Origin of the sequence: Streptomyces sp. NPDC060049 (genome assembly GCF_042736715.1) — a bacterium.
In the GTDB taxonomy this organism is placed as follows: Bacteria; Actinomycetota; Actinomycetes; order Streptomycetales; family Streptomycetaceae; genus Streptomyces.
Genome location: NZ_JBHWVV010000002.1, coordinates 465,402 through 489,667 on the forward strand (window position 1 = coordinate 465,402; position 24,266 = coordinate 489,667).

General features: G+C 73.2%; 20 protein-coding genes. 10 read left to right on the top strand and 10 right to left on the bottom strand.

Annotated features, from left to right (window positions below):
• Positions 1-3: 3 nt before the first annotated feature.
• Positions 4-648, bottom strand: a complete 645-nt coding sequence (locus ACFWBY_RS04855) for a bifunctional 4-hydroxy-2-oxoglutarate aldolase/2-dehydro-3-deoxy-phosphogluconate aldolase (RefSeq protein WP_385330057.1) — start codon at positions 646-648, stop codon at positions 4-6.
• An 86-nt stretch (positions 649-734) separates the two neighbouring features.
• Here ACFWBY_RS04855 and ACFWBY_RS04860 point away from each other — a divergent pair, with 86 nt between their 5' ends.
• Positions 735-1,535 carry an IclR family transcriptional regulator gene (locus ACFWBY_RS04860; RefSeq protein ID WP_385330060.1) on the top strand — a complete coding sequence of 267 codons (801 nt, stop codon included), beginning with the start codon at positions 735-737 and terminating at the stop codon, positions 1,533-1,535.
• A gap of 82 nt (positions 1,536-1,617) precedes the next feature.
• On the opposite strand, the gene ACFWBY_RS04865 is transcribed toward ACFWBY_RS04860, so the two are convergent.
• Together ACFWBY_RS04865 and ACFWBY_RS04870 are read right to left on the bottom strand one after the other, a co-directional pair.
• Positions 1,618-3,750 (bottom strand): tetratricopeptide repeat protein, encoded by a 2,133-nt coding sequence (locus tag ACFWBY_RS04865; RefSeq protein ID WP_385330062.1) that lies wholly within the window; start codon positions 3,748-3,750, stop codon positions 1,618-1,620.
• Between the two features lie 125 nt (positions 3,751-3,875).
• The gene (locus ACFWBY_RS04870) at positions 3,876-4,919 is read right to left on the bottom strand and encodes a S66 peptidase family protein (protein ID WP_385330065.1); all 1,044 of its coding nucleotides are present in this window, start codon (positions 4,917-4,919) and stop codon (positions 3,876-3,878) included.
• 146 nt (positions 4,920-5,065) lie between these two features.
• Here ACFWBY_RS04870 and ACFWBY_RS04875 point away from each other — a divergent pair, with 146 nt between their 5' ends.
• From ACFWBY_RS04875 to ACFWBY_RS04890, 4 genes are all read left to right on the top strand, one after another.
• Positions 5,066-5,551: a helix-turn-helix domain-containing protein gene (locus ACFWBY_RS04875; protein WP_385330068.1), complete on the top strand. Its 486-nt coding sequence runs from the start codon at positions 5,066-5,068 to the stop codon at positions 5,549-5,551.
• Positions 5,544-6,014: a DUF4180 domain-containing protein gene (locus tag ACFWBY_RS04880; RefSeq protein ID WP_385330070.1), complete on the top strand. Its 471-nt coding sequence runs from the start codon at positions 5,544-5,546 to the stop codon at positions 6,012-6,014. The genes ACFWBY_RS04875 and ACFWBY_RS04880 overlap by 8 nt, the downstream gene beginning before the upstream one ends.
• A gap of 75 nt (positions 6,015-6,089) precedes the next feature.
• On the top strand, positions 6,090-7,805 hold the full coding sequence (locus tag ACFWBY_RS04885) for a sigma-70 family RNA polymerase sigma factor (RefSeq protein ID WP_385330072.1): 1,716 nt from the start codon (positions 6,090-6,092) through the stop codon (positions 7,803-7,805).
• Positions 7,806-7,926: 121 nt separating this feature from the next.
• On the top strand, positions 7,927-10,419 hold the full coding sequence (locus ACFWBY_RS04890) for a Helicase associated domain protein (RefSeq protein WP_385330075.1): 2,493 nt from the start codon (positions 7,927-7,929) through the stop codon (positions 10,417-10,419).
• A gap of 129 nt (positions 10,420-10,548) precedes the next feature.
• Here the strand turns inward: ACFWBY_RS04890 and ACFWBY_RS04895 are convergent, their stop codons facing one another.
• On the bottom strand, positions 10,549-11,940 hold the full coding sequence (locus ACFWBY_RS04895) for a glutamate decarboxylase (protein WP_385330078.1): 1,392 nt from the start codon (positions 11,938-11,940) through the stop codon (positions 10,549-10,551).
• 287 nt (positions 11,941-12,227) lie between these two features.
• Between ACFWBY_RS04895 and ACFWBY_RS04900 the strand changes: the two genes are divergently transcribed.
• Both ACFWBY_RS04900 and ACFWBY_RS04905 read left to right on the top strand, forming a co-directional pair.
• Positions 12,228-12,620 carry a tyrosinase cofactor gene (locus tag ACFWBY_RS04900; protein ID WP_385330081.1) on the top strand — a complete coding sequence of 131 codons (393 nt, stop codon included), beginning with the start codon at positions 12,228-12,230 and terminating at the stop codon, positions 12,618-12,620.
• Positions 12,620-13,483, top strand: coding sequence for a tyrosinase family protein (locus ACFWBY_RS04905; protein ID WP_385330083.1), 864 nt, complete (start codon positions 12,620-12,622; stop codon positions 13,481-13,483). Before ACFWBY_RS04900 ends, ACFWBY_RS04905 begins: the two co-directional genes overlap by 1 nt.
• Here ACFWBY_RS04905 and ACFWBY_RS04910 read toward each other — a convergent pair.
• On the bottom strand, positions 13,423-14,145 hold the full coding sequence (locus ACFWBY_RS04910) for a response regulator (RefSeq protein ID WP_385330086.1): 723 nt from the start codon (positions 14,143-14,145) through the stop codon (positions 13,423-13,425). The two genes, ACFWBY_RS04905 and ACFWBY_RS04910, sit on opposite strands and share 61 nt — an antisense overlap.
• Positions 14,142-15,770, bottom strand: coding sequence for an ATP-binding protein (locus ACFWBY_RS04915; protein WP_385330089.1), 1,629 nt, complete (start codon positions 15,768-15,770; stop codon positions 14,142-14,144). The genes ACFWBY_RS04910 and ACFWBY_RS04915 overlap by 4 nt, the downstream gene beginning before the upstream one ends.
• A gap of 68 nt (positions 15,771-15,838) precedes the next feature.
• Between ACFWBY_RS04915 and ACFWBY_RS04920 the strand changes: the two genes are divergently transcribed.
• A complete protein-coding gene (locus ACFWBY_RS04920) occupies positions 15,839-17,248 on the top strand; it encodes a cation:dicarboxylate symporter family transporter (protein ID WP_385330091.1) in 1,410 nt (469 codons plus the stop codon).
• A gap of 267 nt (positions 17,249-17,515) precedes the next feature.
• On the top strand, positions 17,516-19,282 hold the full coding sequence (locus tag ACFWBY_RS04925) for a S8 family serine peptidase (protein WP_385330094.1): 1,767 nt from the start codon (positions 17,516-17,518) through the stop codon (positions 19,280-19,282).
• Between the two features lie 108 nt (positions 19,283-19,390).
• Here ACFWBY_RS04925 and ACFWBY_RS04930 read toward each other — a convergent pair whose 3' ends face one another.
• Positions 19,391-20,071: a (2Fe-2S)-binding protein gene (locus tag ACFWBY_RS04930; RefSeq protein ID WP_385330096.1), complete on the bottom strand. Its 681-nt coding sequence runs from the start codon at positions 20,069-20,071 to the stop codon at positions 19,391-19,393.
• Between the two features lie 294 nt (positions 20,072-20,365).
• Positions 20,366-21,172: an alpha/beta fold hydrolase gene (locus ACFWBY_RS04935; protein WP_385330099.1), complete on the bottom strand. Its 807-nt coding sequence runs from the start codon at positions 21,170-21,172 to the stop codon at positions 20,366-20,368.
• A 140-nt stretch (positions 21,173-21,312) separates the two neighbouring features.
• Here ACFWBY_RS04935 and ACFWBY_RS04940 point away from each other — a divergent pair, with 140 nt between their 5' ends.
• The gene (locus tag ACFWBY_RS04940; RefSeq protein WP_385330103.1) at positions 21,313-21,999 is read left to right on the top strand and encodes a GNAT family N-acetyltransferase; all 687 of its coding nucleotides are present in this window, start codon (positions 21,313-21,315) and stop codon (positions 21,997-21,999) included.
• A 49-nt stretch (positions 22,000-22,048) separates the two neighbouring features.
• Here ACFWBY_RS04940 and ACFWBY_RS04945 read toward each other — a convergent pair whose 3' ends face one another.
• Entirely contained in the window at positions 22,049-23,077 is a 1,029-nt protein-coding gene (locus tag ACFWBY_RS04945; protein WP_385330105.1) for a TolB family protein, read from the bottom strand.
• Positions 23,078-23,210: 133 nt separating this feature from the next.
• Entirely contained in the window at positions 23,211-24,101 is an 891-nt protein-coding gene (locus ACFWBY_RS04950; RefSeq protein ID WP_385330108.1) for an alkaline phosphatase family protein, read from the bottom strand.
• Positions 24,102-24,266: the final 165 nt, after the last annotated feature.

A 24,266-nucleotide genomic window follows, 5' to 3' on the forward strand; every position in this document is an offset into this window, starting at 1 on the left:
CGGTCACCGCCGCCGCTCCGTACCGGCACAGTGCACGCAGCAGGGTCGGGCCAAGTCGGCGAACAGGGCGGCTAGTTCGGCGGGATCGGTCGGCAGGCCGTCGCCTATGCCGACGGCGGCGGCTCCGGCGGCGAGCCACTCGCGGACCTCGCCCGGCCCGATGCCGCCGGTCGGGACGATCAGGGCGTCGGGGAGGACGGCCTTGAGGGAGCGGATGAAGCGGGGGCCGCCGACGTGCGCGGGGAAGACCTTCGCGGCACCGCCGGACCGGACGGCGCGGGCGATCTCGCCGGGGGTGAAGCCGCCTTCGATGAAGACGGCCCCGCGCGCCTCGGCGACCTCGCGGACCTCGGGAGCCGGATAGGGGGACACGAGGAAGGAGGCGCCCGCCGCGAGGGCGGTCCGCGCGTCCTCGGCGGTGGTGACGGTGCCGACGCCGATGTGCGCGGGGCGGCCGTGCGCGTCGGTGAGTCGCGCGGTGCGGGCGACGGCCTCGGCCCAGCCGGTCGTGGAGGTGGTGAGCTCGACCGCGCGGCAGCCGGCGGCGAGCAGAGCGGCGGTGCGGTGTACGGCTGCGTCGGCGTCGGCGTCGCGCAGGACCGGCAGCAGGCACTGCGCCGCGATGACCGAGTACGGGTGACAGGACAAACCGCTCCTCCATTTGTTCCACGTAACGGAACTTGGTATCGTGTACCGGACCTGTTGTGCAGACCTTACCCATCGACGGAGATAACGTGCACACGGACGGGACACCCGGGACCGAAGCAGTCGACGGTCCCGCGCGCGGCGGCCGGACTTCGGCGGCGGGCACCGCGCTGGAGAAGTCGATGCGCATCTTGGAAGCGGTCGCCGCACCCGGGGGCCCGCACCGCCTCACCGACGTGGTGGCGGCGGCCGCGGTGCCCAAGTCGAGCACCTTCCGCATCCTGGCGTCGCTCATCGAGCAGGGCTTCGTACGCTCGGAGGGCGAGAGCCGCTACGGCGTCGGCCCGCGACTGCGCGGGCTGTCCGCACTGGTCACCGGCGGGGAGCCGGTCGGCATCGAGCAGATCCTGCGCCAACTCCAGCAGTCCACCGGGCAAGCGGTCCACCTGGCCCTGCACAGCGGCGAGACCATCACCTACATCCGGAAACTGGAGAGCGACCAGCCGTTCCGGACCGCCTCGCGGGTCGGCATGCGGATGCCCCTGCACACGACCGCGATCGGGAAGAGCATCCTGGCCCACCTGCCCGGGGCCGAGGTCCGCGCATTGGTCTCCGCTGCCGGACTGCCGCGTCGGACACCGAACACCCTCACCACCGTTCGGGCCCTGGAGGCCGAACTGGCGGCGGTGCGGGCACGGGGGTTCGCCCTGGACGACGAGGAGAACGAGACCACCATCCGCTGCGTCGGCGCCGCGATCCTCGGGCCGACGGGCCGCCCGATCGGCGGCGTCAGCGTCACCACCGTCACCTTCCTGGTATCCCGCGAGGAGATCGAGACCTACGCCCCCGCCCTGCGGGCAGCCACGACGGCGCTGACCCCGCTGCTGTGAGCGGTCCGACCGCGCCTTCGCGCCCGAGGTGCGGTCCCGCGCCGGTCCCGCGCGTCTCCTGCGCCCGGCTCGCCCGCCCGGCTCACGCGCCCTCGTCCGCGTGCCCGGGCGGGTCGGCGAGGCGGGCCAGCAGCTCGCGGGCGGTCCTCAGGTGCCGGTGTCCCGGTTCCAGGACGGACCGCGCCCGGACCAGCGCGCCGGTCAGCAGCGCACGGGCCTCGGCGGTGCGGCCCTGGGAGGTCAGGGCGCGGGCCCATTCCAGCCGGGAGTAGAACACGTGCGGGTGGTCCGCGCCCAGCACCCGGGTCCGGTCGGCGGTCAGCGCGGCCCAGGCTTCAGCCGCTTCTGCGGTGCGTCCGGCACGGGCGGCCAGCGCCGCCCGGCTGCCGCGGATGGCGAGGGTGTGCGGATCATCGGGCCCGATCCCCTCGCCGGCTTCGGCCTCGGCGAGAAGCTGCGCCAACTCGCGCTCCGTGTCCGCAGGGTCGCTCGGCCTGAACCAGATCAGGCTGCGCCGGGTCGCCAGCACTTGCGGGTGGCCCGGGCCGTGTACGCGCAGCCGGTCCGCGAGCAGCGCTTCCAATTGACGGACCGCCGAACGGGGATCGCCCGCCTCCCCGGTGAAGTAGGCCAGCTGGTGGCGGGCCGCCAGGATGTCCGGGTGGTCGGGTTCCAGCTCGGCCCCGGCGTCGGCGAGCAACTCCTCGAACCGGGCCACCGCGGCCCGGAGGTTTCCGGATTCTCCGACGAAGAAGGCGAGTTGGTGCCGCGCGGCCAGGGTGTCGGCGTGCGCGGCGCCGAGCCGGTCGGTGCGGCGGCGGACGATCCCGGCGAGGTCGGCTGCGGCCCGGCTCGGCTTCCCGGAGTCCCCGATGGCGATGGCCAGCGGTAGTTCGGCGCCGGGGACCCCGCCGCGCGCGGCGAGGCCGAGGGCTTCGACGGCCCGTGCGAGCCGGCCGTCCTGGTGGGCGACCAGGCCCATGTCGTAGGCGTCGGCGGGCTCGACCCTGGCCAGCAGCCCGCGCCACAGGTGATCGGGAACCGGGCCGTGGCCCGGCGCGTTCAACAGGTAGTCGAACGCGGTGAATCCGGCGCCGTAGTTCCCGATCAGCAGCCCGCTCGTCGCGTAGGCCGCCGCGCAGGCCCACTCCATGGCCGCGGCGAATGGCTCGGGCTGGAGGTCTCCGCCACCCCTGGCCGCCAGGTAGGGCGCGTGCAGCTCGCGCAGCCACTCGCGGCTCACCGGGCGGCGCAGTCCGGCCCGGCGGCAGTCCACCGCCGCCGCGACCACGGCGGCGCCGCGCGGATTGGCGCCCGGCGCCCAGCCGTTCTCCCAGGACGCCAGCAGCTCGGGACCGGCTGCCAGGACTTCGGCGACCCCGAACCGCTCCCCCGCCCGCAGCGCGGCCCCGATCCGGGGATCACCCTGGTGCGCGGCGGCGCGGAGTCGCTCGCCCTGGGACCAGTGCCGGGGCAGCCGGACGACGTCGGCCTGCTGGAGCAGGTCGCGCTGGGCCCGCCAGGCGTCCCTGTCGGAGCCGGTGAGCCGGCTCTCCTCACGGGCGTCGTAGCGCCGGTATTCCTGGACCCTGATCGTCGCGATCGTCACCACCCGTGCAAGGGACGTCAGTTGGGCGGCGGTGAGGCCGCCCGCGCCGAGATGGTCCTCCAGGTCGTCCAGCCACAGCACGGCACGCCGGCGGCGCACCGCGATCCTCACCGCCTCGGGCAGCGCGGCGCGGGAGAGCGGGCGGACGAAGGCGTGCCGGGGGTAGAGGGCGCGGGCGACCTCGTAGGCGAGCCGGGTCTTGCCCGCCGTGGACTCCCCCACCACGAGGACGAAGCGGGACCCTTCCAGGGCGGAGCGCAGCCTCGGTTCGGCGTCGCGCTCGATGTACGCGGGCGGTGTGCCCGGGGCCTCGGCCGGGTGGACTCCCGCCAGCTCGGGCCGGTCCACGTCGCGCAGCAGCGGGATCCGGCCTCGCGCCGTGCGCAGCACCTCCCCGGCGGCGCGGGCGCCCGTACGTTCCTCGGGCTGCATCCGCTCCGCCGCCATGCCGGCCAGCGCGGTGACGGCCGCGCCGATGCCGGCGGCCCACGGCCCGGATGTCCAGACCGTCGCCAGCGCCACGGAGCCCGCGCCGAGACCGACCGCACCGAGATATCCGGCCCAGCCCCGCGCCCGGCCGGACCCCCGTAAGAGCAACGCCGACATGCCGCCCCCAACACGTCCCGTGGGAGCACCATTGTCACCCCGGACCGGGATCCGGCTACCCCAACGTGCGTACTGCCGTGGGATGTTCGCCGGGTGGCGTCGCCGTGACGCCGGCAGCCGTGACGTCAGTACGCGACGAAGAGGCGGCGGGCCGGTCCGTCCACCCGGACCCGGCCCCCGACGGGGATCACGACCTGCGGGTCGGTGTGGCCGAGGTCCACGTCGAACACGGCCATGGTGTCGGGGGCGTACTCGCCCAGCGCCCGGAGCACGGCCTCGCGCTGCTCGAGGCGGTGGCGCCGCCGTTCCTCGGACCCGAGCCGGTTCTCGAAGGACCAGCTCTTCGCCCGGCCCATGAGCAGCGCCGGGAACTGGCGCAGCAGTCCGCGCTCGCCCATGCCGCGCAGGATCCGGTAGACCTCCTCGGCCCGCGGCATCTCTTCCGAGGTCTCCAGGAAGAGCACGCCGCCGGCGTGGGCTCCGGCCGGTCGCGCCACACGGTCGGCCATGAGCAGCCAGGACAGGATCTCCAGGTTGCCGCCCCAGGCGATCCCCTCGACCACCCGGTCGCCTTGGTGCCAGGTCCAGCCGTCGGCGGGCTCCAGTTCCGGTTCGGCGTCGAAGGTGCGCGGGTCGTCCCAGGGGCGGTTGACGTCCCCGCTGGCGGCGGCGGGGGTGATCTCGTACTCGCCGGAGGTGAACAGCGCCGCCCGCAGGGAGTCCGCGCTCTGCGGGTGCATCGCACCGGGCCGCCCGAACTCGACCATGACCGAGCCCCCGTGGTAGGTGACCATCCCCAAGTCCCTGAGGAACAGCAGCAGGTTGGTGTTGTCGCTGTAACCGAAGAAGGGCTTGGGGTTGGCGCGCAGCAGGGCGGCGTCGAGGTGGGGGATCACGGTGATCTGGTCGTCGCCGCCGATGCTGGCGATGACCGCCTTGATCTCGGGGTCCGCGAACGCCGCGTGGATGTCGGCGGCCCGCTCCTCGGGGGAGGCGCCCATCGTGCGGGTCGTCGGATACTCCACCGGCTTCAGACCGAAGTCCTCGCTGAGCCTGCGCAGTCCCAGCTCGTAGGGGCGGGGGAAGAGTCCGGGCAGGCCGGCCGAAGGGGAGAGCACGGCGATCCTGTCGCCGGGGCGGGGCTTGGCGGGGTGGAGGGGAGCCGTCATCGCGCCAGCCTAGGAGTCCGCGGGCCTGTCGCCGAAGCGATTAACCGGGACGTGTCGGCGTCCGGCGGGCTTCCTTCCCCCACTTCCACTCCCCATCACTCCTCATCACTCCCTATCTTCCCATCCATAGGGTAATATTCGACCTTATGGAGAATGAAGGACAGGAGTTGTACTCGGTGGGTGAGGTCGCCGAGCGGCTGGGGCTGCACGTGCGGACCGTCCGCAACTACGTCCGCGACGGCCGGCTCAAAGCGGTCCGGATCGGCAAGCAGTACCGGATCACCCGCGAGGACTTCGAGGCCCTGACCAGCCTCCCGCAAGACACCGGAGCCGGTACGGAAGGGGTCGTCGGGGCGGGCGCGGGGCGTCGGCACGTGGAGGTGTCGAGCATCGTGCAGATCGATGCGATCGGCCCCGACGCGGCGAGCCGGCTCGCCACCCTCGTCACGGCGACCGCGCAGTCCCCTCGGGACACCCCCGACCCGCTGCGCCTTCAGACGGTCTACGACAAGGAGCGCGCCCGCATGAAGATCGTGATCCTCGGCGGCGCGGCCGCCACCGCCGATCTGCTGCACCTGGTCGACGGCGTGCTCGGACCGGGCAACGACATGGGGGCGGCTCACCGTGACTGACCTGATCGTGGAACACCACGGCGTCCCGGTACTCGTCTGCGCCGTCGACGGCCCGCCGGTCGCGGGCGCGCAGGACGCACTCGACCAGCTGATCGGCGGGGCCTTCTACCGGGCCGACGTGGTCGCCGTCCCGGCGGAGCGGCTGGACCCCCGCTTCTTCGACCTCAGCACCGGCCTCGCCGGTGAGATCATGCAGAAGTTCGTGACCTACCGGCTGCGGCTGGTGGTCCTCGGCGACATCTCGCACCATCTGCGGGCGAGCTCCGCCCTGCCCGACCTCGTACGGGAATCGAACCGGGGCGGCCACATCTGGTTCCTGCCCGACCTCGACGCCCTCGCCGCCCGCCTGGCCCCGGCCCCTGAACCGACCACTGAACCGGCCGCGGCTCCGGCCCCTCCCGGCCCGGCCGTTGCGGATGCGGGAGCTCCCGATCCGGCTTTTCCTGATTCATACTCCGGATAAGTGTTATCGGAGCCCCTCTCGACGGTCTCCCAGGTATTGGGCATCATCGACCGCCGGCACGGACAGGGACTTCACATGAGCACTCAGCACACGGCAGCGCTGGTCGCGGCGGCGCGCGCAGGCGATCCCCGGGCGCAAGACGACCTGGTCAGCACCTATCTGCCGCTCGTCTACAACATCGTCGGGCGAGCCCTGAACGGCTCCGTCGACGTGGACGACGTGGTGCAGGACACGATGCTGCGGGCCCTCGACGGGCTGGGCGACCTGCGCGACGACACCAGCTTCCGCTCCTGGCTGGTGGCGATCGCCATGAACCGGGTCCGCGCCCACTGGCAGGCCCGCCGCAGCGCCCCCGGCGAGAGCGGACTGGAGGCCGCCTGGGAGCTGGCCGATCCCGGCGCCGACTTCGTGGACCTGACCGTCGTACGGCTCAACCTGGAGGGGCAGCGGCGTGAGACCGCGAGGGCCACGCGCTGGCTGGAGCCCGACGACCGGGCGCTGCTGTCGCTGTGGTGGCTGGAATGCGCCGGGGAGCTGACGCGCGCGGAGATGGCGGCGGCTCTCGAGCTGTCCCCGCAGCACGCGGCGGTACGGGTGCAGCGGATGAAGGCGCAACTGGAGTCGGCCCGGGTGGTGGAGCGGGCACTCGGCGCGCAGCCGCCCTGCGAAGGGCTGCGGACCGTGGCGTCGGGCTGGGACGGCGTGCCCTCCGTGCTGTGGCGCAAGCGAATAGCCAGGCACGCCCGCGAGTGCCTGCGGTGCTCCGGTCTGTGGAACGGCCTGGTCCCGGCCGAGGGACTGCTCGCCGGGCTCGCGCTGGTGCCGGTCTCGGTGGCGCTGCTCGCGGCCGTGCGCTCGGCCGCGACGGGCGGCTTCGCCCCCGTCGGCCAGGCCACCGACGCGTGGGCGTACGCCCCGGACCTGGCAGGCAGCCCCGGACAGGCGGCCGGTCCGGGGCAGCCCTTCGAGGGGGCGGGCTCCGACGTCCACGACGCGGCCACGCTCCTCGCCCCGGCGGGCGACACCGGCACCGGCACGGGCCGAGCCTCGCTGCGCAAGGACCGCCGTGCCCGGGGCCGACGCCGGGTGGTCGGTGGCGCGGTGCTCGCCGCCTGCGTCGCGGGCGGCGGGCTGGCCTACCTGACCACCCGGCCGGACACCGCCGCGCCCGAGACCCCGCCCGCGGCGCTCACGGCCCCCGAGTCGGGCGCCGCGCTGCCGTCGGAGTCGGCCTCGCCGAGCCCGAGCGCCACGGCCGGGGACAGCCCGAGCCCCTCGCCGTCCGCCTCGACGAGTGCGAGTGCGAGTGCGAGTGCGAGTGCCGACCCGACCCCGACTCCCACGCCCCCCGCGAAGCCGAGCCCCAAGTCGACCCCGCCGAAGGCTCCCGCTCCCGCCCCGCCGGGCGGCTCCGCCGCCGCCCAGGTGATCGCGCTGGTCAACTCGGAGCGCGCGGCGGCCGGCTGCGGTCCGCTCAAGGAGGACGCGCAGCTGCGTACGGCCGCCCAGGGGCACTCCGACGACATGGCCCGGCGGGACTTCTTCTCGCACACCAACCCGGACGGAGCCGACCCGGGGAAGCGGACGACCGCCGCGGGATACCGTTGGTCCACCTACGGGGAGAACATCGCGCGGGGGCAGCAGACCCCGGCGCAGGTCATGGACTCCTGGATGAAGAGCCAGGGCCACCGCGAGAACATCCTCAACTGCTCCTTCAAGGACATCGGGGTGGGCATCCACCAGGGGGCGGGCGGCCCGTGGTGGACGCAGAACTTCGGGGCCCGGATGTAGCCGGGCCGCGGGGCCTCCCGGCCGCCCGCCCACCACGCAGCCGATCTCCCCACAGTGATTCAAAATCGGGGCAAGATAGGTGCTGGAAGCGAACGGGCAGATCACGGGGGAGGTAATGCGCATGGCGAGGCAGAAACTCCGTCCGCACCAGCGGGAGGCCGTGGACGCCGTGGTGCGGGCGCTCGATCTGCCCGCGGGGCGCCGGGTCCCCGGTACGGGGCTGCGCACCCAGGTCATCATGGCGACGGGTTCCGGCAAGTCACTGGTGGCCGTGCACGCGGCCGACGAGTTGCGGGCCGGCCGGGTCCTGGTGCTGGTGCCCTCCCTCGACCTGCTCGTGCAGACCGCGGTGGCCTGGCGCGAGGGCGGCCGGACCGGGCGCGCCTTCGCGGTGTGCTCGCTGCGCGGGGAGGACGCGGGGGTCCCCACCACCACCGACCCCGCCGAACTGGCGGACTGGGCGGGCCCGCCCGTCGACCGGGTGACGGTCTTCGCCACGTACGCCTCGCTCGGCCTCGGCACCATCGAGCGCGCGCACCGGGAGGGTCTGCCCGGCTGGGACCTGATCGTGGTCGACGAGGCGCACCGGACCTCCGGGCGGATCGGCAAGCCCTGGGCGGTGGTGCACGACAACCTCCGGATCCCGGCCGTCCGCCGGCTGTACATGACGGCGACGCCGCGGGTCTGGCAGGACGGCGAGGAGGCGGACTACCCGGAGGAGGCGTCGGGCGGTACGTACAGCCCCGCGGCCACGACCGCCACCGACAAGGCGCGCGGCCGGGGCGGCCTCGTGGCCTCCATGGAGGACGACGCCAACGGCCCCTTCGGCGCCCGCTGCTACACCCTCACCCTCTCGGAGGCCATCGACCGGGGGATCTGCGCGCCCTACCGGGTGGTCTGCGTGGATGTCAGCGATCCGGGTTTCCAGGCAGCCGTACTGCTCGGCCCGGACGGACGCTCCGACGCCGTGCGCGGGGTCCGGCTCGCCGCGCTGCAGACGGCGCTGGTCAAGGCGGCGGTGGAGCAGGGGTTCCGGCGGACCCTCGTCTTCCACCATCTGACCAAGGAGGCCGAGGCGTTCGCGGCCGGGCTCCCGGCGGTGGCCGCCCGGCTGCGCGCCACGAGCTGGAAGCCGCGGCCGGTGTACCCCCGTACGGTCTGGGCGGACTGGCTGTGCGGGCAGCACACGGCGGCGCACCGGCGGCGGGTGCTGGGCGCCTTCGCGGACGACCGGGTCGCCGACAAGGCGTTCCTCGGCAGTGTCCGGGTGCTGGGCGAGGGCGTGGACACCAAGGAGTGCGACTCCGTGTACTGGGCCGACGTACGGGGATCCATGCCGGACCTGGTCCAGGCGGTCGGCCGGGCGCTGCGCATCCGGCCCGGGGAGGGCAAGGTCGCCTCCCTGGTGGTGCCGGTGCTGCTGGGGCCGGGCGAGTCTCCCGAGACGATGCTGACCTCACGGGCGTACGGGGACCTCGCGCGGCTGCTGGAGGCGCTGCGGGCGCACGACACCCGGCTCGTCGAGTCCCTGGCCCAGCCGCAGGCCCCGAGCCGGGCCGGAGCGCGGAGCGGGGAGGGGCAGGCGGTCGGCTCCGGGCTGCGCACGGGTGCGGAGTCCCTGTTGAGCTTCTCCACCCCGCGCGACCCGGCGCTGCTGGCTGCCTTCATCCGGCTGCGCGTGCTGCACCCGGAGCACGAGCACTGGCGGCGGGGGGTGGAGGCGGCCCGGATCTACGCCGCGAGGGCGGGGGACCTGAAGGTGCCGTTCGTGTTCAAGGTGCCCGCGGGCGGCGAAGCCGGGGAGTCCGGTGAGCCGTGGCCGCCCGGGCTGGCCCGGTTCCCGCTCGGACAGTGGATCGCGGACGTGCGGCGCACGTTCCGCCGGGGCGCGCTGGGCCGGGAGCGGACGGCGCAGCTCGACGCGCTGGGCATGGTGTGGAGCCACTTCGACGTGGCCTTCGAGGAGGGGCTCGCGGCGGCGGGCGGGTGGGCGGCCGAACACGGACACCTGCTACCCCCCGTGGACGCCGTGTGGCACGGCGCCCCGGTCGGGGTGTGGGTGAAGAACCAGCGGGCGGCGGCCCGTCGCGAGGGCCCCGGCGCCTTGCCCGAGGAGCGCCGGGAAGCCTTGGAGGCCATCGACGCCTCCTGGTGTCCCGACTGGCCGATCTCCTGGCAGCGGGCCTTCCACCTGACCCGGGTCCACCTGGACGCGGGCGGCCGGCTCCCCTCGGGGCCCGGGCAGGCCGTCGTGCAGGGCGAGGACCTCGGCGTGTGGCTGCGCGGCCAGCGACAGTCCTGGGAGCGGCTGTCGTGGGCCCAGCGCTGGCTGCTGGAGCACGCGCTCGGGGTGACCCCGGCCGAGGGGGCGGACCGGCCGAGGAAGCGGGTCGGACACGCCGCCGCGTGGGCGGCCCACCTGGAGGCGGCCCGGCAGTTCCACGCGCGCGAGCGGCACCTGCGGGTTCCCCGTACGCATGTGGAGCGGGTCGGCGACCGGGAGCTGGGCCTCGGCTCCTGGATCGCCAACCAGCGCTCCCGTGCCGGGTCCCTCGGCGAGGAGCGGACGGCCGCCCTCACGGAACTGGGGATGCGCTGGGCAGCCTCCGGCTGACACGGGCGTGCGGCCCGGTCCCCGCCGGACGCCGTCGCTCCGTCCGCGGTGGGAGCCGGACCGCCCGGGGGGAAGGGGAACCGGCCCGCCCGTGAGGGAAGCCGGAGCGTCCCAGGGCAAGCCCGGCCGTCAGTGGTGGAACCCCGAGCGGGGTTCGGCGGCCGGCACGGGCGGCGGCGTCGCGGTCAGGTGCTCCACGGCCCGGCGCAGGTCCGAGGCGAGGAGGGCGATCTGGTCCCGCGTCACCCCGTGCCGGATCAGGACCCGCTGGATGACCGTGTCCTCGCGGTCGGCCGGCAGCGGGTACGAGGGCACCTGCCAGCCGCGCATCCGGAGCCGGTCGGAGAGGTCGTACAGGCTGAAGCCGGCGCCCGCCGGGTCGGTGAGGCGGTAGGAGACGGCCGGCAGCGCGCCCTGGCCGTCGTAGAGCAGGGTGAAGGGGCCCATCTGCTCGATCTCGCGCGCCAGGTACTGGGCGGTGTCGGCGCAGGCCTGCTGCACGCGGCGGTAACCGCCGCGGCCCAGGCGCAGGAAGAGGTAGTACTGGGCGATGATCTCGCCGCCGGGGCGGGAGAAGTTGAGGGCGAAGGTGGGCATGTCCCCGCCGAGGTAGTCCACGGAGAAGACGAGGTCGGCCGGGAGCAGCTCGGCGGTGCGCCAGACGATCCAGCCGACGCCGAGCGGGGCGAGGCCGTACTTGTGCCCGGAGGTGTTGACGGAGGCCACGCGCGGAAGCCGGAAGTCCCAGACGACGTCGGGGTGCAGGAAGGGTGCGACGAAGCCGCCGCTGGCGGCGTCGACGTGGATCGGCACGTCCCAGCCGTGCTCGGCCTGGATCCGGTCCAGTTCGGCGGCGATCTCGGCGACGGGTTCGTAGACGCAGGTGTAGGTGACGCCGAGGATGGCGACGACGCCGATGGTGTTCTCGTCCACGTAGGCGGCGAGCTGTTCGGGGCGCAGTCCGGTGGCGCCGGGCTCCAGGGGGACCTGGCGCAGTTCGACGTCGAAGTAGCGGGCGAACTTGTCCCAGCAGATCTGGACGGGCCCGCACACGAGGTTGGGGCGGTCGGTGGGGAGTCCGGCGGCCCGGCGGCGTTCGCGCCAGCGCCACTTCAGGGCGAGGCCGCCGAGCATGGCGGCCTCGCTGGATCCGGTGGTGGAGCAGCCGGTTCCGGTGGTGCCGGCGGGGGCGTTCCACAGGTCGGCCAGGATGTTGACGCAGCGGGACTCGATCTCGGCGGTCTGCGGGTACTCGTCCTTGTCGATCATGTTCTTGTCGAGGCACTCGTTCATCAGCCGGTGGACCCCGTCGTCCGACCAGGTGGTGCAGAACGTGGCGAGGTTCTGGGCGGCGTTGCCGTCGAGGAGCAGCTCGTTGTGGAGGAGCTGGTAGACCACCTCGGAGGGTGAGTGGTCGTCAGGCATCCGGTTCTTGGGGAGGATCTCGCCGCTGAGGGCGGAAGCGAACACATCGGTGTCGGCGTCGCGGGAGCGTGCGTCCTTCGTCTCATGGAGGGCCATATCGGGACTCTAATGGACAATTAGCTCATTGGGGTTGCTTCAAGCCCGCGCCCGGAGGCCGGTTCACACTGCGGCTTCCGGCCGACTCCGCGATGTGACCCCTCCCATAGCCCCCCGCGTCGACCGAAGAATTTACCGTCCAGTAGGGTTTTACATACAGGTCTTCCCGTTCGGACCACTGAAGCCGGTCCGGACGGGAAGATCATCCAACTAGTTCGATCGGCAACTTATCCGCGCATGTCCGGATAGCGGCCCTCGGTTCCCCGCGCCCTGATACCTCTCGGGCCATGAACAAGATCACCCGCCGTCAGGCCTTAGGCACCACTGCCGGCGCACTCACCGCCCTCGGCCTCGCCGGCGCCACCGCGCACGCGGCCGTCACCGGCCCCCGCACCGCCGCACCCGCCCACCCCGCGGGAACGGTCGACGAGGTCTACCAGGGCCGCCGCATCCGCATAACCCCCGCCTCAGGCGGTGGCGGCCACCACGGCGGCCACCACTCCACCGGCATGCCGACCGTCCTCATAGACGGCCGCGAGCTGCACGTGATGCGCAACGCCGACGGCACCTGGATCAGCGTGGTCAACCACTACGAGACGTACTCGGACACCCTCTCGCTCGCCCGCGCCGCCGTGCGCGAACTCCAGGGCTCCGCCCTCGTCCCGATGGGCGGCATGTGATGACGATCCGCAAGAACCAGGCATCGCTCACCCCGGAGGAGAAGCGGGCCTTCACCAACGCGCTCCTCGAGCTCAAGCGCACCGGCCGCTACGACCGCTTCGTCACCACCCACAACGGCTTCATCATGGGCGACACCGATTCGGGCGACCGGGTCGGCCACCGCTCCCCCTCCTTCCTGCCCTGGCACCGCCGGTTTCTGCTGGAGTTCGAGGCTGCTCTGCAAGCGGTGGATCCGGCTGTGGCCCTGCCCTACTGGGACTGGACGGCGGACCGGACCGCCCGCTCCTCGCTCTGGGCCGCCGACTTCCTCGGCGGCACCGGCCGGGCCCGTGACGGGCAGGTGCTCGACGGGCCGTTCGCCTACGCGACGGGCAAGTGGGAGATAGCCGTCCGCGTGGACGGGCGCTCCTACCTGCGGCGCGCGCTCGGCACGGGCGTCGCCCAGCTGCCCACCAGGGCCGAGGTGGACTCCGTCCTCGCGATGCCGGTGTACGACGCCGCACCCTGGAACAGCTCCTCCGCCGGGTTCCGCAACCACTTGGAGGGCTGGCGCGGGGCCAACCTGCACAACCGCGTGCACGTGTGGGTGGGCGGCCAGATGGCCACCGGGGTCTCCCCCAACGACCCGGTGTTCTGGATGCACCACGCCTTCATCGACAAGCTGTGGGCCGAGTGGCAGGCACTGCACCCGCAGTCCCCCTACCTGCCCGCCGCCGGCACCCCGAACGTCGTGGACCTGCACGACACCATGCGGCCCTGGAACGACGTGACGCCGGCCGACATGCTGGACCACCGCGCGTTCTACACCTTCGACACCGAGCCGGCCCCGGCGCCGGCCGGGGCCGCCGCCAGCCAGCGGTAGTGCAGTTCGGGGCGGCCGACCTGGCCGTACCGGGGGGAACGGGCCGCGCGGCCGGTGTCCACCAGGTGCTCCAGGTAGCGACGGGCGGTGATCCGGGAGATCCCGGCCGCCTCGGCCGCCCCGGCCGCGGTCAGCCCCTCGGGGGCCGCCCGCAGCAGCGCGGCGACCCGCTCCAGGGTCGGCGCGCCGATCCCCTTGGGGAGTTCGGCCGGGCCGGGCGCGCGCAGGGCGGCCATGGCCCGGTCCACGTCGTCCTGGCCGGCCGCCTCGCCCGCCGCCGTCGCACGGAACTCGGCGTAGCGCAGGAGCCGTTCGCGCAGGGTCGGGAAGGCGAAGGGCTTCAGTACGTACTGCACGACCCCGAGCGAGACGCTCTCGCGGACCACTCCCAGGTCCCTCGCCGAGGTCACCACGATCACGTCGGCGGGGTGGCCGGCGGCCCGCAGGCCGCGCGCGAAGCGCAGCCCGTGGCCGTCGGGCAGGGTGAGGTCGAGCAGCAGCAGGTCGATCCGGGTCCGCTCCAGGACCCGGGTCGCCTCGGCCAGGGAATGGACGGCCGCGACGGCGGTGAAGCCCGGCACCCGCCCGACGTACAGCGCGTGCGCGTCGGCGGCGACGTGATCGTCCTCGACCACGAGGACCCGCACCTCGGGCGCGCTCACCGAAGCTCCTGTCCCCGTGCGGGAAGCCTCACGGTGAACCGCGCGCCGCCGTCCGGCAGTCGGTCGGCGTCCGCGGTCCCGCCGTGGCGGTGCGCCACCTGTCGGACGAGGGCCAGGCCGATTCCGCGCCCCTCCCCCTTGCCGGACCAGCCGCGCCGGAACACGTCCGCCCCCTCGGGGAGTCCGGGGCCGTTGTCGGCGACCCGGAGCAGCAGGCCCCGCCCGCCGGGCCCGTCCGGGCCGTCCGGGCGGACGGTGACGGCGACGCGGGCGCCGGGGACGCCGGTGAGGGCGTCCACCGCGTTGTCGACGAGGTTCCCGAGGACGGTGACGAGGTCCCGGGCGGGCGGGGATCCGGGCCCGGCGCAGATGGCGGCGCTGTCCGGGGTGACGACCAGCTCGACGCCCCGCTCGTGGGCCTGGGCGGCCTTCCCCAGCAGCAGGGCCACGAGCACCGGCTCCCCGACCGAGGTCACCACCTCGTCGGTGAGGGCCTGCGCGAGGCGCAGTTCGGCGGTCGCGAAGTCCACCGCCTCATCGGTGCGGCCCAGTTCGATGAGGGACACCACGGTGTGCAGCCGGTTGGCCGCCTCGTGGGCCTGTGCGCGAAGCGCCTGGGTGAATCCGCGTTCGTGGTCCAGCTCCCCTGCCAGACCCTGCAGTTCGGTGTGGTCGCGCAGGGTGACCACGGTGCCGCGGCGCCCGCCGCCGGCGACGGGTGCGCTGTTGAGCACGAGCACGCGGTCTGCCGTCAGGTGCACCTCGTCAACCCCGGGCCGGTCGGCGAGCAGTGCCCCGGTGAGCGGCGCGGGCAGACCGAGATCGGTCACGCCCGTCCCCGTGATCTCCCCGTGCAGGCCGAGGAGTTCGCGGCCCGCGTCGTTCACGAGGGTGATCCTGCGCTGTCCGTCGAGCAGCAGGAGCCCTTCGCGGACCCCGTGCAGGGCAGCCTGGTGGTAGTCGTACATCCGGCTCAGCTCGTCGGAGTTCATACCGTGGGTGTGGCGGCGCAGCCGGGCGTTGACGACGTACGTGCCCAGGCCGCCGAGGGCCAGCGCCCCGCCGGCCACCCAGGCGAGGGCGGAGAGCTGCGCGGCGAGGCGGGCGCTGACCGCGCGGACCGTGATGCCGGCGGCGACCATGCCGATGACCCGGCCGTCGTCCACGACCGGGGTGACCACCCGGATGGAGGGGCCGAGCGTGCCGGTGTAGGTCTCGCCGAAGGTCTCGCCGCGCAGGGCGGGGGCGGTGTTGCCGAGGAAGGGCTCACCGATGCGCTGCGGGTCCGGATGGGTCCAGCGCCGCCCGTCCGGAGCCATGATCGTCACGAAGTCCACGCCCGCGTCGACGCGGACCCGCTCCGCGTAGGGCTGCAGGGCCCCGGAGGGCCCGCCGGGCTCCTGGCCCGCGAGCCCGGCCCCCCGTACCGCCTCGCGCACGGAGGGCGAGTCCGCGACCGCGCGGGCCACCGCTCCGGCCTGGCGCCGGGCGGCCTCCTCCGCCTGGCCTCGGGCGGTCGCGTACGCGAAGACGGCGCATCCGGCGACGACCACGGCGACCAGCACGACCTGCATGGCGAAGAGCTGGCCGGCGAGGCTGCGCGGCGGCCGGGGAAAGCGGAACATGGCGCTCAGTGTGCACCCGGGCGTGAACTCAATGAACGCAAGGGTGACCGGGGTCACAGCGGCGGGCGATGGTCTCCCGGGACGCCTTCACCACCTGGAGGCAACGTGCACCACCAGGAGGCAGCGTGTCCGCCAGACGCGACAAGACGCACTATCTGTACATCGCCGTGATCGGCGCGGTGCTGCTCGGCATCGCCGTCGGCTTCGCCGCCCCCGGCACGGCCGTGGAGCTCAAGCCGCTGGGCACGGGCTTCGTCAGCCTCATCAAGATGATGATCTCGCCGGTGATCTTCTGCACGATCGTGCTGGGCATCGGGTCGGTGCGCAAGGCCGCAAAGGTCGGCGCGGTGGGCGGGCTGGCGCTCGGCTACTTCATGGTGATGTCCACGGTGGCGCTGGCCATCGGACTGCTGGTCGGCAACCTGCTGGATCCGGGCAGCGGGCTGCACCTGACCGAGGCGGCCCGGCACGCGGGCGAGGCGCAGGCCAAGGCCGGCGGCGCGAAGAGCACCCCGGAGTTCCTGCTGGGGATCATCCCGACCACGCTGGTCTCGGCCCTCACCGGCGGCGAGGTCCTGCAGACGCTGCTGGTCGCGCTGCTGTGCGGGTTCGCGCTGCAGGCGATGGGCGCGGCGGGCGAGCCGGTACTGCGCGGGATCGGGCACGTGCAGAAGCTGGTGTTCCGGGTGCTCGCGATGATCATGTGGGCGGCGCCGGTGGGCGCGTTCGGCGCGATCGCGGCCGTCGTCGGAGCCACCGGCATGGACGCGCTGAAATCCCTGGCGGTGATCATGATCGGCTTCTACACGACGTGCCTGCTCTTCGTGTTCGTGGTGCTCGGCACCCTGCTCAGGGTGTGTACGGGAATCAGCGTCTTCTCGCTGCTGCGCTACCTGGGCCGCGAGTTCCTGCTGATCCTGTCCACCTCCTCCTCCGAGTCGGCGCTGCCCCGGCTCATCGCGAAGATGGAGCACGTCGGGGTGTCGCGGCCGGTGGTCGGCATCACCGTCCCGACGGGCTACTCCTTCAACCTGGACGGGACCGCGATCTACCTGACGATGTCCTCGCTCTTCGTCGCGGAGGCGATGGGCAAACCCCTCGCACTGGGCGAGCAGATCTCCCTGCTGCTGTTCATGATCGTGGCCTCGAAGGGCGCGGCCGGGGTGACGGGCGCGGGCCTGGCCACCCTCGCGGGCGGGCTCCAGTCGCACCGGCCCGAACTGGTCGACGGGGTCGGCCTGATCGTGGGCATCGACCGGTTCATGAGCGAGGCGCGGGCGCTCACGAACTTCGCGGGCAACGCGATCGCGACCGTCCTGATCGGGACGTGGACGAAGGAGTTCGACCGGGCCCGGGCCACCGAAGTCCTCGCGGGCCGACTGCCGTTCGACGAGACCACGCTCACCGACGACGGCCACGGGCCGAGCGCCGAGGTCCCGCCGCAGCCGGTCGGCGTCAAGGACGGCGCGGCCGTCTAGCGGGTGCGCCGGAGGGACCGGCCGGACAGGGCTCGCCCCCACGGTGCCCAGACCGGCCGGTCCCGACACCTCGTTCCACCGTCGATTTCCAGCCAAGCAACGATCAAGCGTCGTGCGGTAAAAGGTACTTCCATATCGGGGCAGCCGTCTGACATCTTGCGTCCACCACTCGTTTCGTACGGCCCGGTACGTGCCATCCGCACCGCCGGGCCGTCTTCGGAGGACGCATTGATACCCCACATATCCAGCCGACCTCGACGTACGCTCGTGCTGGCCGCCGCCCTCGGCGCCACGCTCGCCTTCGGTGCCCCGGCAGCGCTCGCCGGCACCGCGCCCGTCTCCCCGGCCGGAACCCCGGCCTCCGCCGCACCCGCCAAGGCTCCGGCCGCGGCGCCGACTTCCCAGAGTGCGACCTGGGCTGCCGGCACCCGCGCCTACCTGGTCATCACCGCCGCCGGTGACAGCTCGGCCGTCCGCTCCGCCGTCGCCGCCAACGGCGGCACGGTCTTCTCGTACTTCGACTCCATCGGCGTGATCGTCGCCCACTCGACGTCCTCGACCTTCGCCACCACCATGCGCGGGGTCAGCGGTGTCCAGAAGGTGGGCGCGACGCGCACGTCGGACGTTCCGGCCGACGCCTACAACCCGGCGCTGCCCGCCAACCCGGCACAGTCGTCGACCGCCGCGGGCGAGCCCGTACGCGCCGACATGAGCCAGATCAAGGCCGACCAGGCCTGGGCCGTGAACGCCGGCTCGCCCACCGTCAAGGTCGGCATCCTGGACACCGGTGTGGACGACCAGCACCAGGACCTGGCGCCGAACTTCAACGCCGCCGACTCCGCCTCCTGCGCCTACGGCAAGCCGGACACCCGGGCCGGCGCGTGGCGTGACGTGGACACCCACGGCACCCACGTGGCGGGCACCGTGGCCGCCGCCAAGAACGGCAAGGGCGTCGTGGGCGTGGCCCCGGGCGTGAAGATCTCCTCGGTCCGCGTGGCCGAGCCCGGCAACTCGTTCTTCTTCGCCGAGAACACCATCTGCGCCTTCGTCTGGTCCGGTGACCACGGGTTCAAGGTCACCAACAACAGCTATTACACGGACCCGTGGATGTTCAACTGCCCGGACAACATCGACCAGGCCGCCATCATCGAGGGCGTCCTGCGCGCCCAGGCGTACGCGGAGAGCAAGGGCTCGCTCCAGGTCGCCGCGGCGGGCAACGAGAACTACGACCTCGCCCACAAGACCACGGACTCGTCGAGCCCCAACGACTCGACCCCGACCACCCGCACCATCACCAACGCCTGCCTCGACATCCCGACCGAGCTCCCGGGCGTGGTCACGGTCGCGGCCAACGGCACCGGTGTCACCAAGGCCTCGTTCTCCAACTTCGGCCAGGGCGTCATCGACGTCGCGGCGCCGGGCAGCAACGTCTACTCCACCGCACCCGGCGGCGGGTACAGCACCAAGAGCGGCACCTCGATGGCCGCCCCGCACGTCGCGGGCGTCGCGGCGCTCATCGCCAGTGCCAACCCGGGCATCACCCCGGCGCAGATCCGCGACAAGCTGGCCACCCAGGCCAACGACACCGCCTGCCCGTCGGACAGCCGCTGCACCGGCACCACGGCCAACAACGGGTTCTTCGGCGAGGGCCAGGTCGACGCCCTGAAGGCGGTCGGGGCCACCCCGCCGCCCGGGAAGTACTTCGAGAACCCCGGCGACTTCGCGATCAACGACAACGCCACGGTGGAGAGCCCCATCACCGTCAGCGGAGTGACCGGCAACGCGCCGGCCACCCTCAAGGTCGGCGTGGACATCAAGCACACCTACATCGGTGACATCAAGGTCGACCTCGTCGCCCCGGACGGCACGGTCTACACCCTGAGCAACCGGGCCGGCGGAGGCACGGACAACATCATCCAGACCTTCACCGTCAACGCCTCCTCCGAGGTCGCGAACGGCACCTGGAAGCTCCGCGTGAACGACAACGCCAGCCAGGACACCGGCAAGATCGACGCCTGGAACCTGACCTTCTAGTCGGTCCGTTCCACCAGCGGTGCGGTACGCGGTACGGCCGCGGGGCCATCGGGGAGCAGTGCGAGCGCTCCCCGGTGGCCCCGGTCCGTTTCGGCAGTGCCCCCGCGGCTACCTCGTGCGCAGCACGCAGTCCCCGCAGAGGCCGCCGCCCGGCACCTTGTAGTACAGGCAGCAGCTGCGGCGTACGAAGGCCACCCCGAGGCCGGGTTCGTGGAGGAAGGTGCCGGCCGCGCCGAGCGGCCCGCCGTCGGCGAGCAGCACCGCCGCGAGGGCGGCCGCCTCCTCCCCCGGCACCCGGTCGGTGAGCACCCGGACGGCGCCGACGAGCCCGGAGGCGGTGTTCCCGCTCAGCACCAGCGGCGACACGCCGAACCGCTCGCGCAGCGCCGCGTCCAGTACCGCGGTGCTGACGAGCACGCTGTCGGCCAGGGCGCGCGCCGGCTCCCGCCCCGGCAGCTCGGCGGGCTCGGGCAGCCACAGCTCCAGCGATCCCCCGTCGGGCATCCGCCACCACACGCGGCCGGGCCCGAGGTCCGGCACCCGGCCGGAGAGGACGGCGCAGCCGAGCGCGACCGACCAGAGCCTCGAGACGATCCCGAACTGCGCGGTCGAAGCGGCCACCCGCCCCGGCCCGATGCCGATCCGCCGACCCACCTCGTCCACGTAGGGCCCGAGCCGGTCCCCGTACAGTTCGTCGAGCGGCCGGAAGCCGGGCCCGGGCGGCTCCTTCCCGCAGGCCACGGTGAAGAACGGTCCGACGGAGCGCAGCCGCCGCAGTACGTCGTCCACCTCAGGCTCCGGGTCCGTCGCCGGGCGCGCCCGCGGGGGCCGTCGTGAAGCAGTCCATCGCCCGATGATCTCAGGCGGGCGAGTGACCCCAGACCTGGGCCGTCTGCGTGAAGGCCGCGGCCTCGACGTCGGACAGGTCGAGGCCGTCCTGCTCGGCGTCAGTCCTTCCTCGGGCCGCGCCGAGGGACGCGGCGGGTGCCTTGGCCGACGTCCCCGACCGTACGGCGGCCCGCGCGGGTCCGCCGCCGGTTCGGGGAATCCGGGCCGGGCACGGCGCGGGCCGTCCGGCGCCGGTCAGAGGGTCCCGAGGAAGTCCAGCAGGGCCCGGTTGAAGGCCTCCGGCTGCTCCACGCCCGGCAGGTGCCCGGCGCGCTCCACGACGGTGAGCACCGAGTGGGCGGCCAGCGCGTGCAGGGACCGCGCCTCGTCGACCGGCGTGTACACGTCGTCCCGGCCGACCACGATCAGGCAGGGCACCTCGGCCGGCAGCGCCGCGAGCACCGGGGCGTAGTCGGGCCGCTCGGCCCGCCCGCGCAGCGCGGCGGCCGCGCCCCGCGGATCGGTCGCGTACATCATCGCGGTCACCTTGGCCGCGGCCTCGGGCATCCCGGTCACGTTGTACGGCGCGAGCATCTTGTCGATGACCTCGTCGGTGTAGGGCTTCATGCCCTCGCGCAGGAGCCGCTCGGCGAGCTCTCGGCGGAAGGTTTTGCCGTCCGGCGTCTCCGGCGGCGCGGAGGTGTCGGAGAGGACGAGGGCCCGTACCAGACCCGGGTGGCGCAGTCGCATCTCCATGGCGATCTGACCGCCCATGGACACACCGCCGACGACCGCCTGTTCGATGCCCAGGCGGTCGAGCAGAGCGGCCAGGTCATCGGCGAAGTCGGCGAGCAGGGTCTTGCCCGGCAGCACCGGGCTCTGGCCGTATCCGCGCAGGTCAGGGGTAATCACACGGTAACCGGCCGCGGTCAGGGCGGCCGTCTGGGGGGCCCACATCGTGCGGTTGAACGGATGTCCGTGGATCAGGATTACGGGGGCTCCGTCGTGGGGACCCAGGTCCTCGAAAAAGAGTGTCACGCCATTGCCGATTGGGGGCTTCATGAGAGGACTCTAAGGGGCTACATTGAGCCACTCGCGTTCACCTGACAGCCCGTTGCCTTTCACCCGTGTTTTGCACGGGGGGCGACGTCAGGGACGCAGACTGTGCAACCACCCCACCGCCCAGAAGGACCGAAGGCTCCGTGCCCGTACCCGTACTCCTCGCCGGCCGCTCCGTGCGGCTCGAGCCCCTCGCCCCCCACCACACCGAGGCCTTGGCCATGGCCGGGGCCGAGGATCGTACGACTTACGCCTTCACCCCCGTACCCCACGGCGTGCAGGCGTCCCACGAGTACATCGACCGCGCCCTCGCCGATCAGGCGGCGGGTCGATCGCTCCCGTTCGCGGTGGTCAGAGCCACCGACGGCCGGGTGGTCGGTTCGACCCGGTTCCTGGAACTGGACTACTGGCAGGGGCCCCTCGTGTGGCCCGCCGTGCCGGGGGTCCCGTTCGGTGATCCGGCGACGGCGATCCCCGATGCCGCCGAGATCGGCAATACCTGGCTGTCCCCGGCCGCCCAGGGCACCGGCATCAATACCGAGGCGAAGCTGCTCATGCTCCGCCATGCCTTCGAGACCTGGGGCGTGCGGCGCATCTCGCTGCGCGCGGACGCCCGCAACGGCCGCTCCCGCGCCGCCATGGAGCGGCTCGGGTTCACCAGCGAAGGGGTCCGCCGGGCCCACTCGCGCGGGCTCGACGGCGCGGTCCGCAGTACGGCCTTCTACTCGGTCCTCGACGAGGAGTGGCCGACCGTGCGGTCGGTCATCGAGCTCAGGCTGTCGGCGGCGGCGCAGCGCAAGCGGCGCCGCAAGACGCTCATCTCGGCGTAACGGTCCTTCTGCTCGGTCGGCGGGCGGTCCCCGCCCCCTCTTCCCGGTGTCAGCCGAGGAAGGCGGGGGCGAGGGCCGACGTCATCAGCCGGGCCGGGGCGCCGCCGCCGTCGGCGGGCAGGGAGTAGAGGTCGGCGCCGAAGTCCCCGGGCAGCGAGTAGACGACGGTCTTGTCGTCCGTCCACACCACCTGGTCGTCGACACTGCGCTCCTCCGCGAGCGGGGCCTCCGCCATCGAGGCGAGGTCCAGCACGTACAGCCGCCACGGCGCGTCCGCCGACAGGCCGGGCACCCGCTTCTTGAACACCAGCCGGGTCCCGTCGGGCGACAGGGACGGGCACTCCAGGTTCTCGCGCAGCTTGGTCACCGTGCGTGCCGCGAGGTCGCCGCGGACCAGGTAGGTCCGGCCCCCGGTCGCGAGGGTGGCGTAGAAGCCCCGCTCGTCGGCCGTGAAGGTGACCCCCCAGAAATTGACGTCGGCGTCGCGGTACGCCTTGCCGTCCTTGGTGATCGCGAAGTCCTCCAGCGAGGCGTCGTACGTCCCGGTGCGCAGGTCGAGCAGCGAGGTCCGCGTCGAGAAGTTCGTCCCCGCGTAGGAGTCCCCGCCCACGAAGACCGTCCAGGCGGCCAGGTGCCCGCCGGGCGAGACCCTGGCCCGGGTCGGGATGCCGGCCAGCGGGCGGCCGGCCACCTCCTTCAGGCCCGCGTCGAGGACGACGGCCCTGTAGCCGTCCTGTACCCCGCCCTTGTCGGCCTGGAGGCAGATCCCGGTGCCGGCGGCGGAGTGGAAGCGCAGGCAGCTGACCCCGGACGCGGTACGGGGGCCTTCGGGCGCGTCGGCCGCCGCGGTGGCCAGCTCGTCGCGGTGCGGCCCCCAGGCCATGTTCCGGAAGACGATCCGGCGGCCTCCGTCGCCCGGGGCGAGGGATATCCCGCCCTCGGTGACCTCCGGTCCGCCGGGCTGGGCCTCGTCCTTCTCCCCGGCGCGGGAGGAGGCCCGTACGACGGCGAGCGCTCCGATCGCGGCGAGCAGGACGACGGCGGAGACGAGGATCAGGATCCTGCGCTGGAGGGGCATGGGGGGCCTTTCGGGATCTGCGGTCGGGTTCAGGCGGCGCGGGCGTCCCGGGCGGGGCCTCGGGCCGCCACCGGACGGAGCACGGCGGCCCCGGCCGGCGTCGCCGTGAGCACCCCGCCGGCGGCGGGAACGCTCAGGAGGCCCAGATCCCGGTGATGTCCTTGGCGGTGGCCGCGTTGCCCGCGTGGGTGGTCAGACCGGAGAGGCCTTCGAGGGTGCGCAGCACGTCGTAGTGGTTGTAGGTGGTGCTCGACGTGCTGCCGGCGGTGACGGGCTGGCCGTAGAACACGGTCGGGATCTTGTTGCCGGCGAGCCGGTTGTCCTCGTCGAAGGTGACGACGAGGAGGCTGTTGTGGGTCTTGGCCCAGTCCGCGTAGGCCTTGAGGTTGTTCTTCAGCCAGGTGTCGCCGGTGCCCACCGAGCAGTCGTGCATGTCGTTGCACAGGTTCGGGACGACGAACGACGTTTTGGGCAGGGTGGCGAAGTCCGCCGGGAACTGGGTCATGGTCTTCGCCGTGCTGGTCGGCACGTTGGAGAACGCGAACCAGGGGTTGTGCTTGCGGGCGTACTTTCCGCTGGAGCAGGTGGTGGAGCCCTGGCTGGGCAGGGTCTCGTTGTAGCTGGCCCAGGTCTCGCCGGCGGCGATCAGCTCGGAGGCCAGGTTGGGCGCGGAGCTGAAGCCCGGCGTGTAGCAGCTGTCGCCCGTCACGCCCTGGTGGGAGCCCGAGAAGAGCTGCAGGTAGTTGGGCTGGCTCGGGTGCGTGATGCCGTAGGACTTGGTGAGGCTCGCGCCCCCGGCCTTGAGCGAGTTGATGTACGGGGCGCTGGAGCTGCCGATGACCTGGCTGTAGGCGTGGTTCTCGAAGACCACGACGACTATGTGGTCGGGTGCGGGCAGGCCGGCCGCGTGCGCGGGCTGAGCGGCGCCGATGCCCGCCCACAGCGCGGCGCCGACGGCGGTGACACCGAAGGCGGCGGCGAGGGCGGTCGTGCGGCGGGACCGTGGAACTGGCGTGCGGAACACGGCGGTTACCTCCGGGCGTGGGGGGTCTGGGGGCGGCGCGGAGGTACCGTACCGAGCGGCATGTGCGGAGGCCAGAGGTACTCGGCGAACAGAACGGGAACTCCGGGGACCGTTTCCGCTCCGGGCAATGACCTTCCCAGCGGAACCCCAAGAGACGGAAAAATC

Coding starts and splice junctions, on each gene's coding strand:
- ACFWBY_RS04865 (WP_385330062.1), bottom strand. CDS start 3,750: ATGTCGGCGTTGCTCTTACGGGGGTCCGGCCGGGCGCGGGGCTGGGCC.
- ACFWBY_RS04870 (WP_385330065.1), bottom strand. CDS start 4,919: ATGACGGCTCCCCTCCACCCCGCCAAGCCCCGCCCCGGCGACAGGATC.
- ACFWBY_RS04875 (WP_385330068.1), top strand. CDS start 5,066: ATGGAGAATGAAGGACAGGAGTTGTACTCGGTGGGTGAGGTCGCCGAG.
- ACFWBY_RS04885 (WP_385330072.1), top strand. CDS start 6,090: ATGAGCACTCAGCACACGGCAGCGCTGGTCGCGGCGGCGCGCGCAGGC.
- ACFWBY_RS04890 (WP_385330075.1), top strand. CDS start 7,927: ATGGCGAGGCAGAAACTCCGTCCGCACCAGCGGGAGGCCGTGGACGCC.
- ACFWBY_RS04895 (WP_385330078.1), bottom strand. CDS start 11,940: ATGGCCCTCCATGAGACGAAGGACGCACGCTCCCGCGACGCCGACACC.
- ACFWBY_RS04900 (WP_385330081.1), top strand. CDS start 12,228: ATGAACAAGATCACCCGCCGTCAGGCCTTAGGCACCACTGCCGGCGCA.
- ACFWBY_RS04905 (WP_385330083.1), top strand. CDS start 12,620: ATGACGATCCGCAAGAACCAGGCATCGCTCACCCCGGAGGAGAAGCGG.
- ACFWBY_RS04915 (WP_385330089.1), bottom strand. CDS start 15,770: ATGTTCCGCTTTCCCCGGCCGCCGCGCAGCCTCGCCGGCCAGCTCTTC.
- ACFWBY_RS04920 (WP_385330091.1), top strand. CDS start 15,839: ATGGTCTCCCGGGACGCCTTCACCACCTGGAGGCAACGTGCACCACCA.
- ACFWBY_RS04935 (WP_385330099.1), bottom strand. CDS start 21,172: ATGAAGCCCCCAATCGGCAATGGCGTGACACTCTTTTTCGAGGACCTG.
- ACFWBY_RS04945 (WP_385330105.1), bottom strand. CDS start 23,077: ATGCCCCTCCAGCGCAGGATCCTGATCCTCGTCTCCGCCGTCGTCCTG.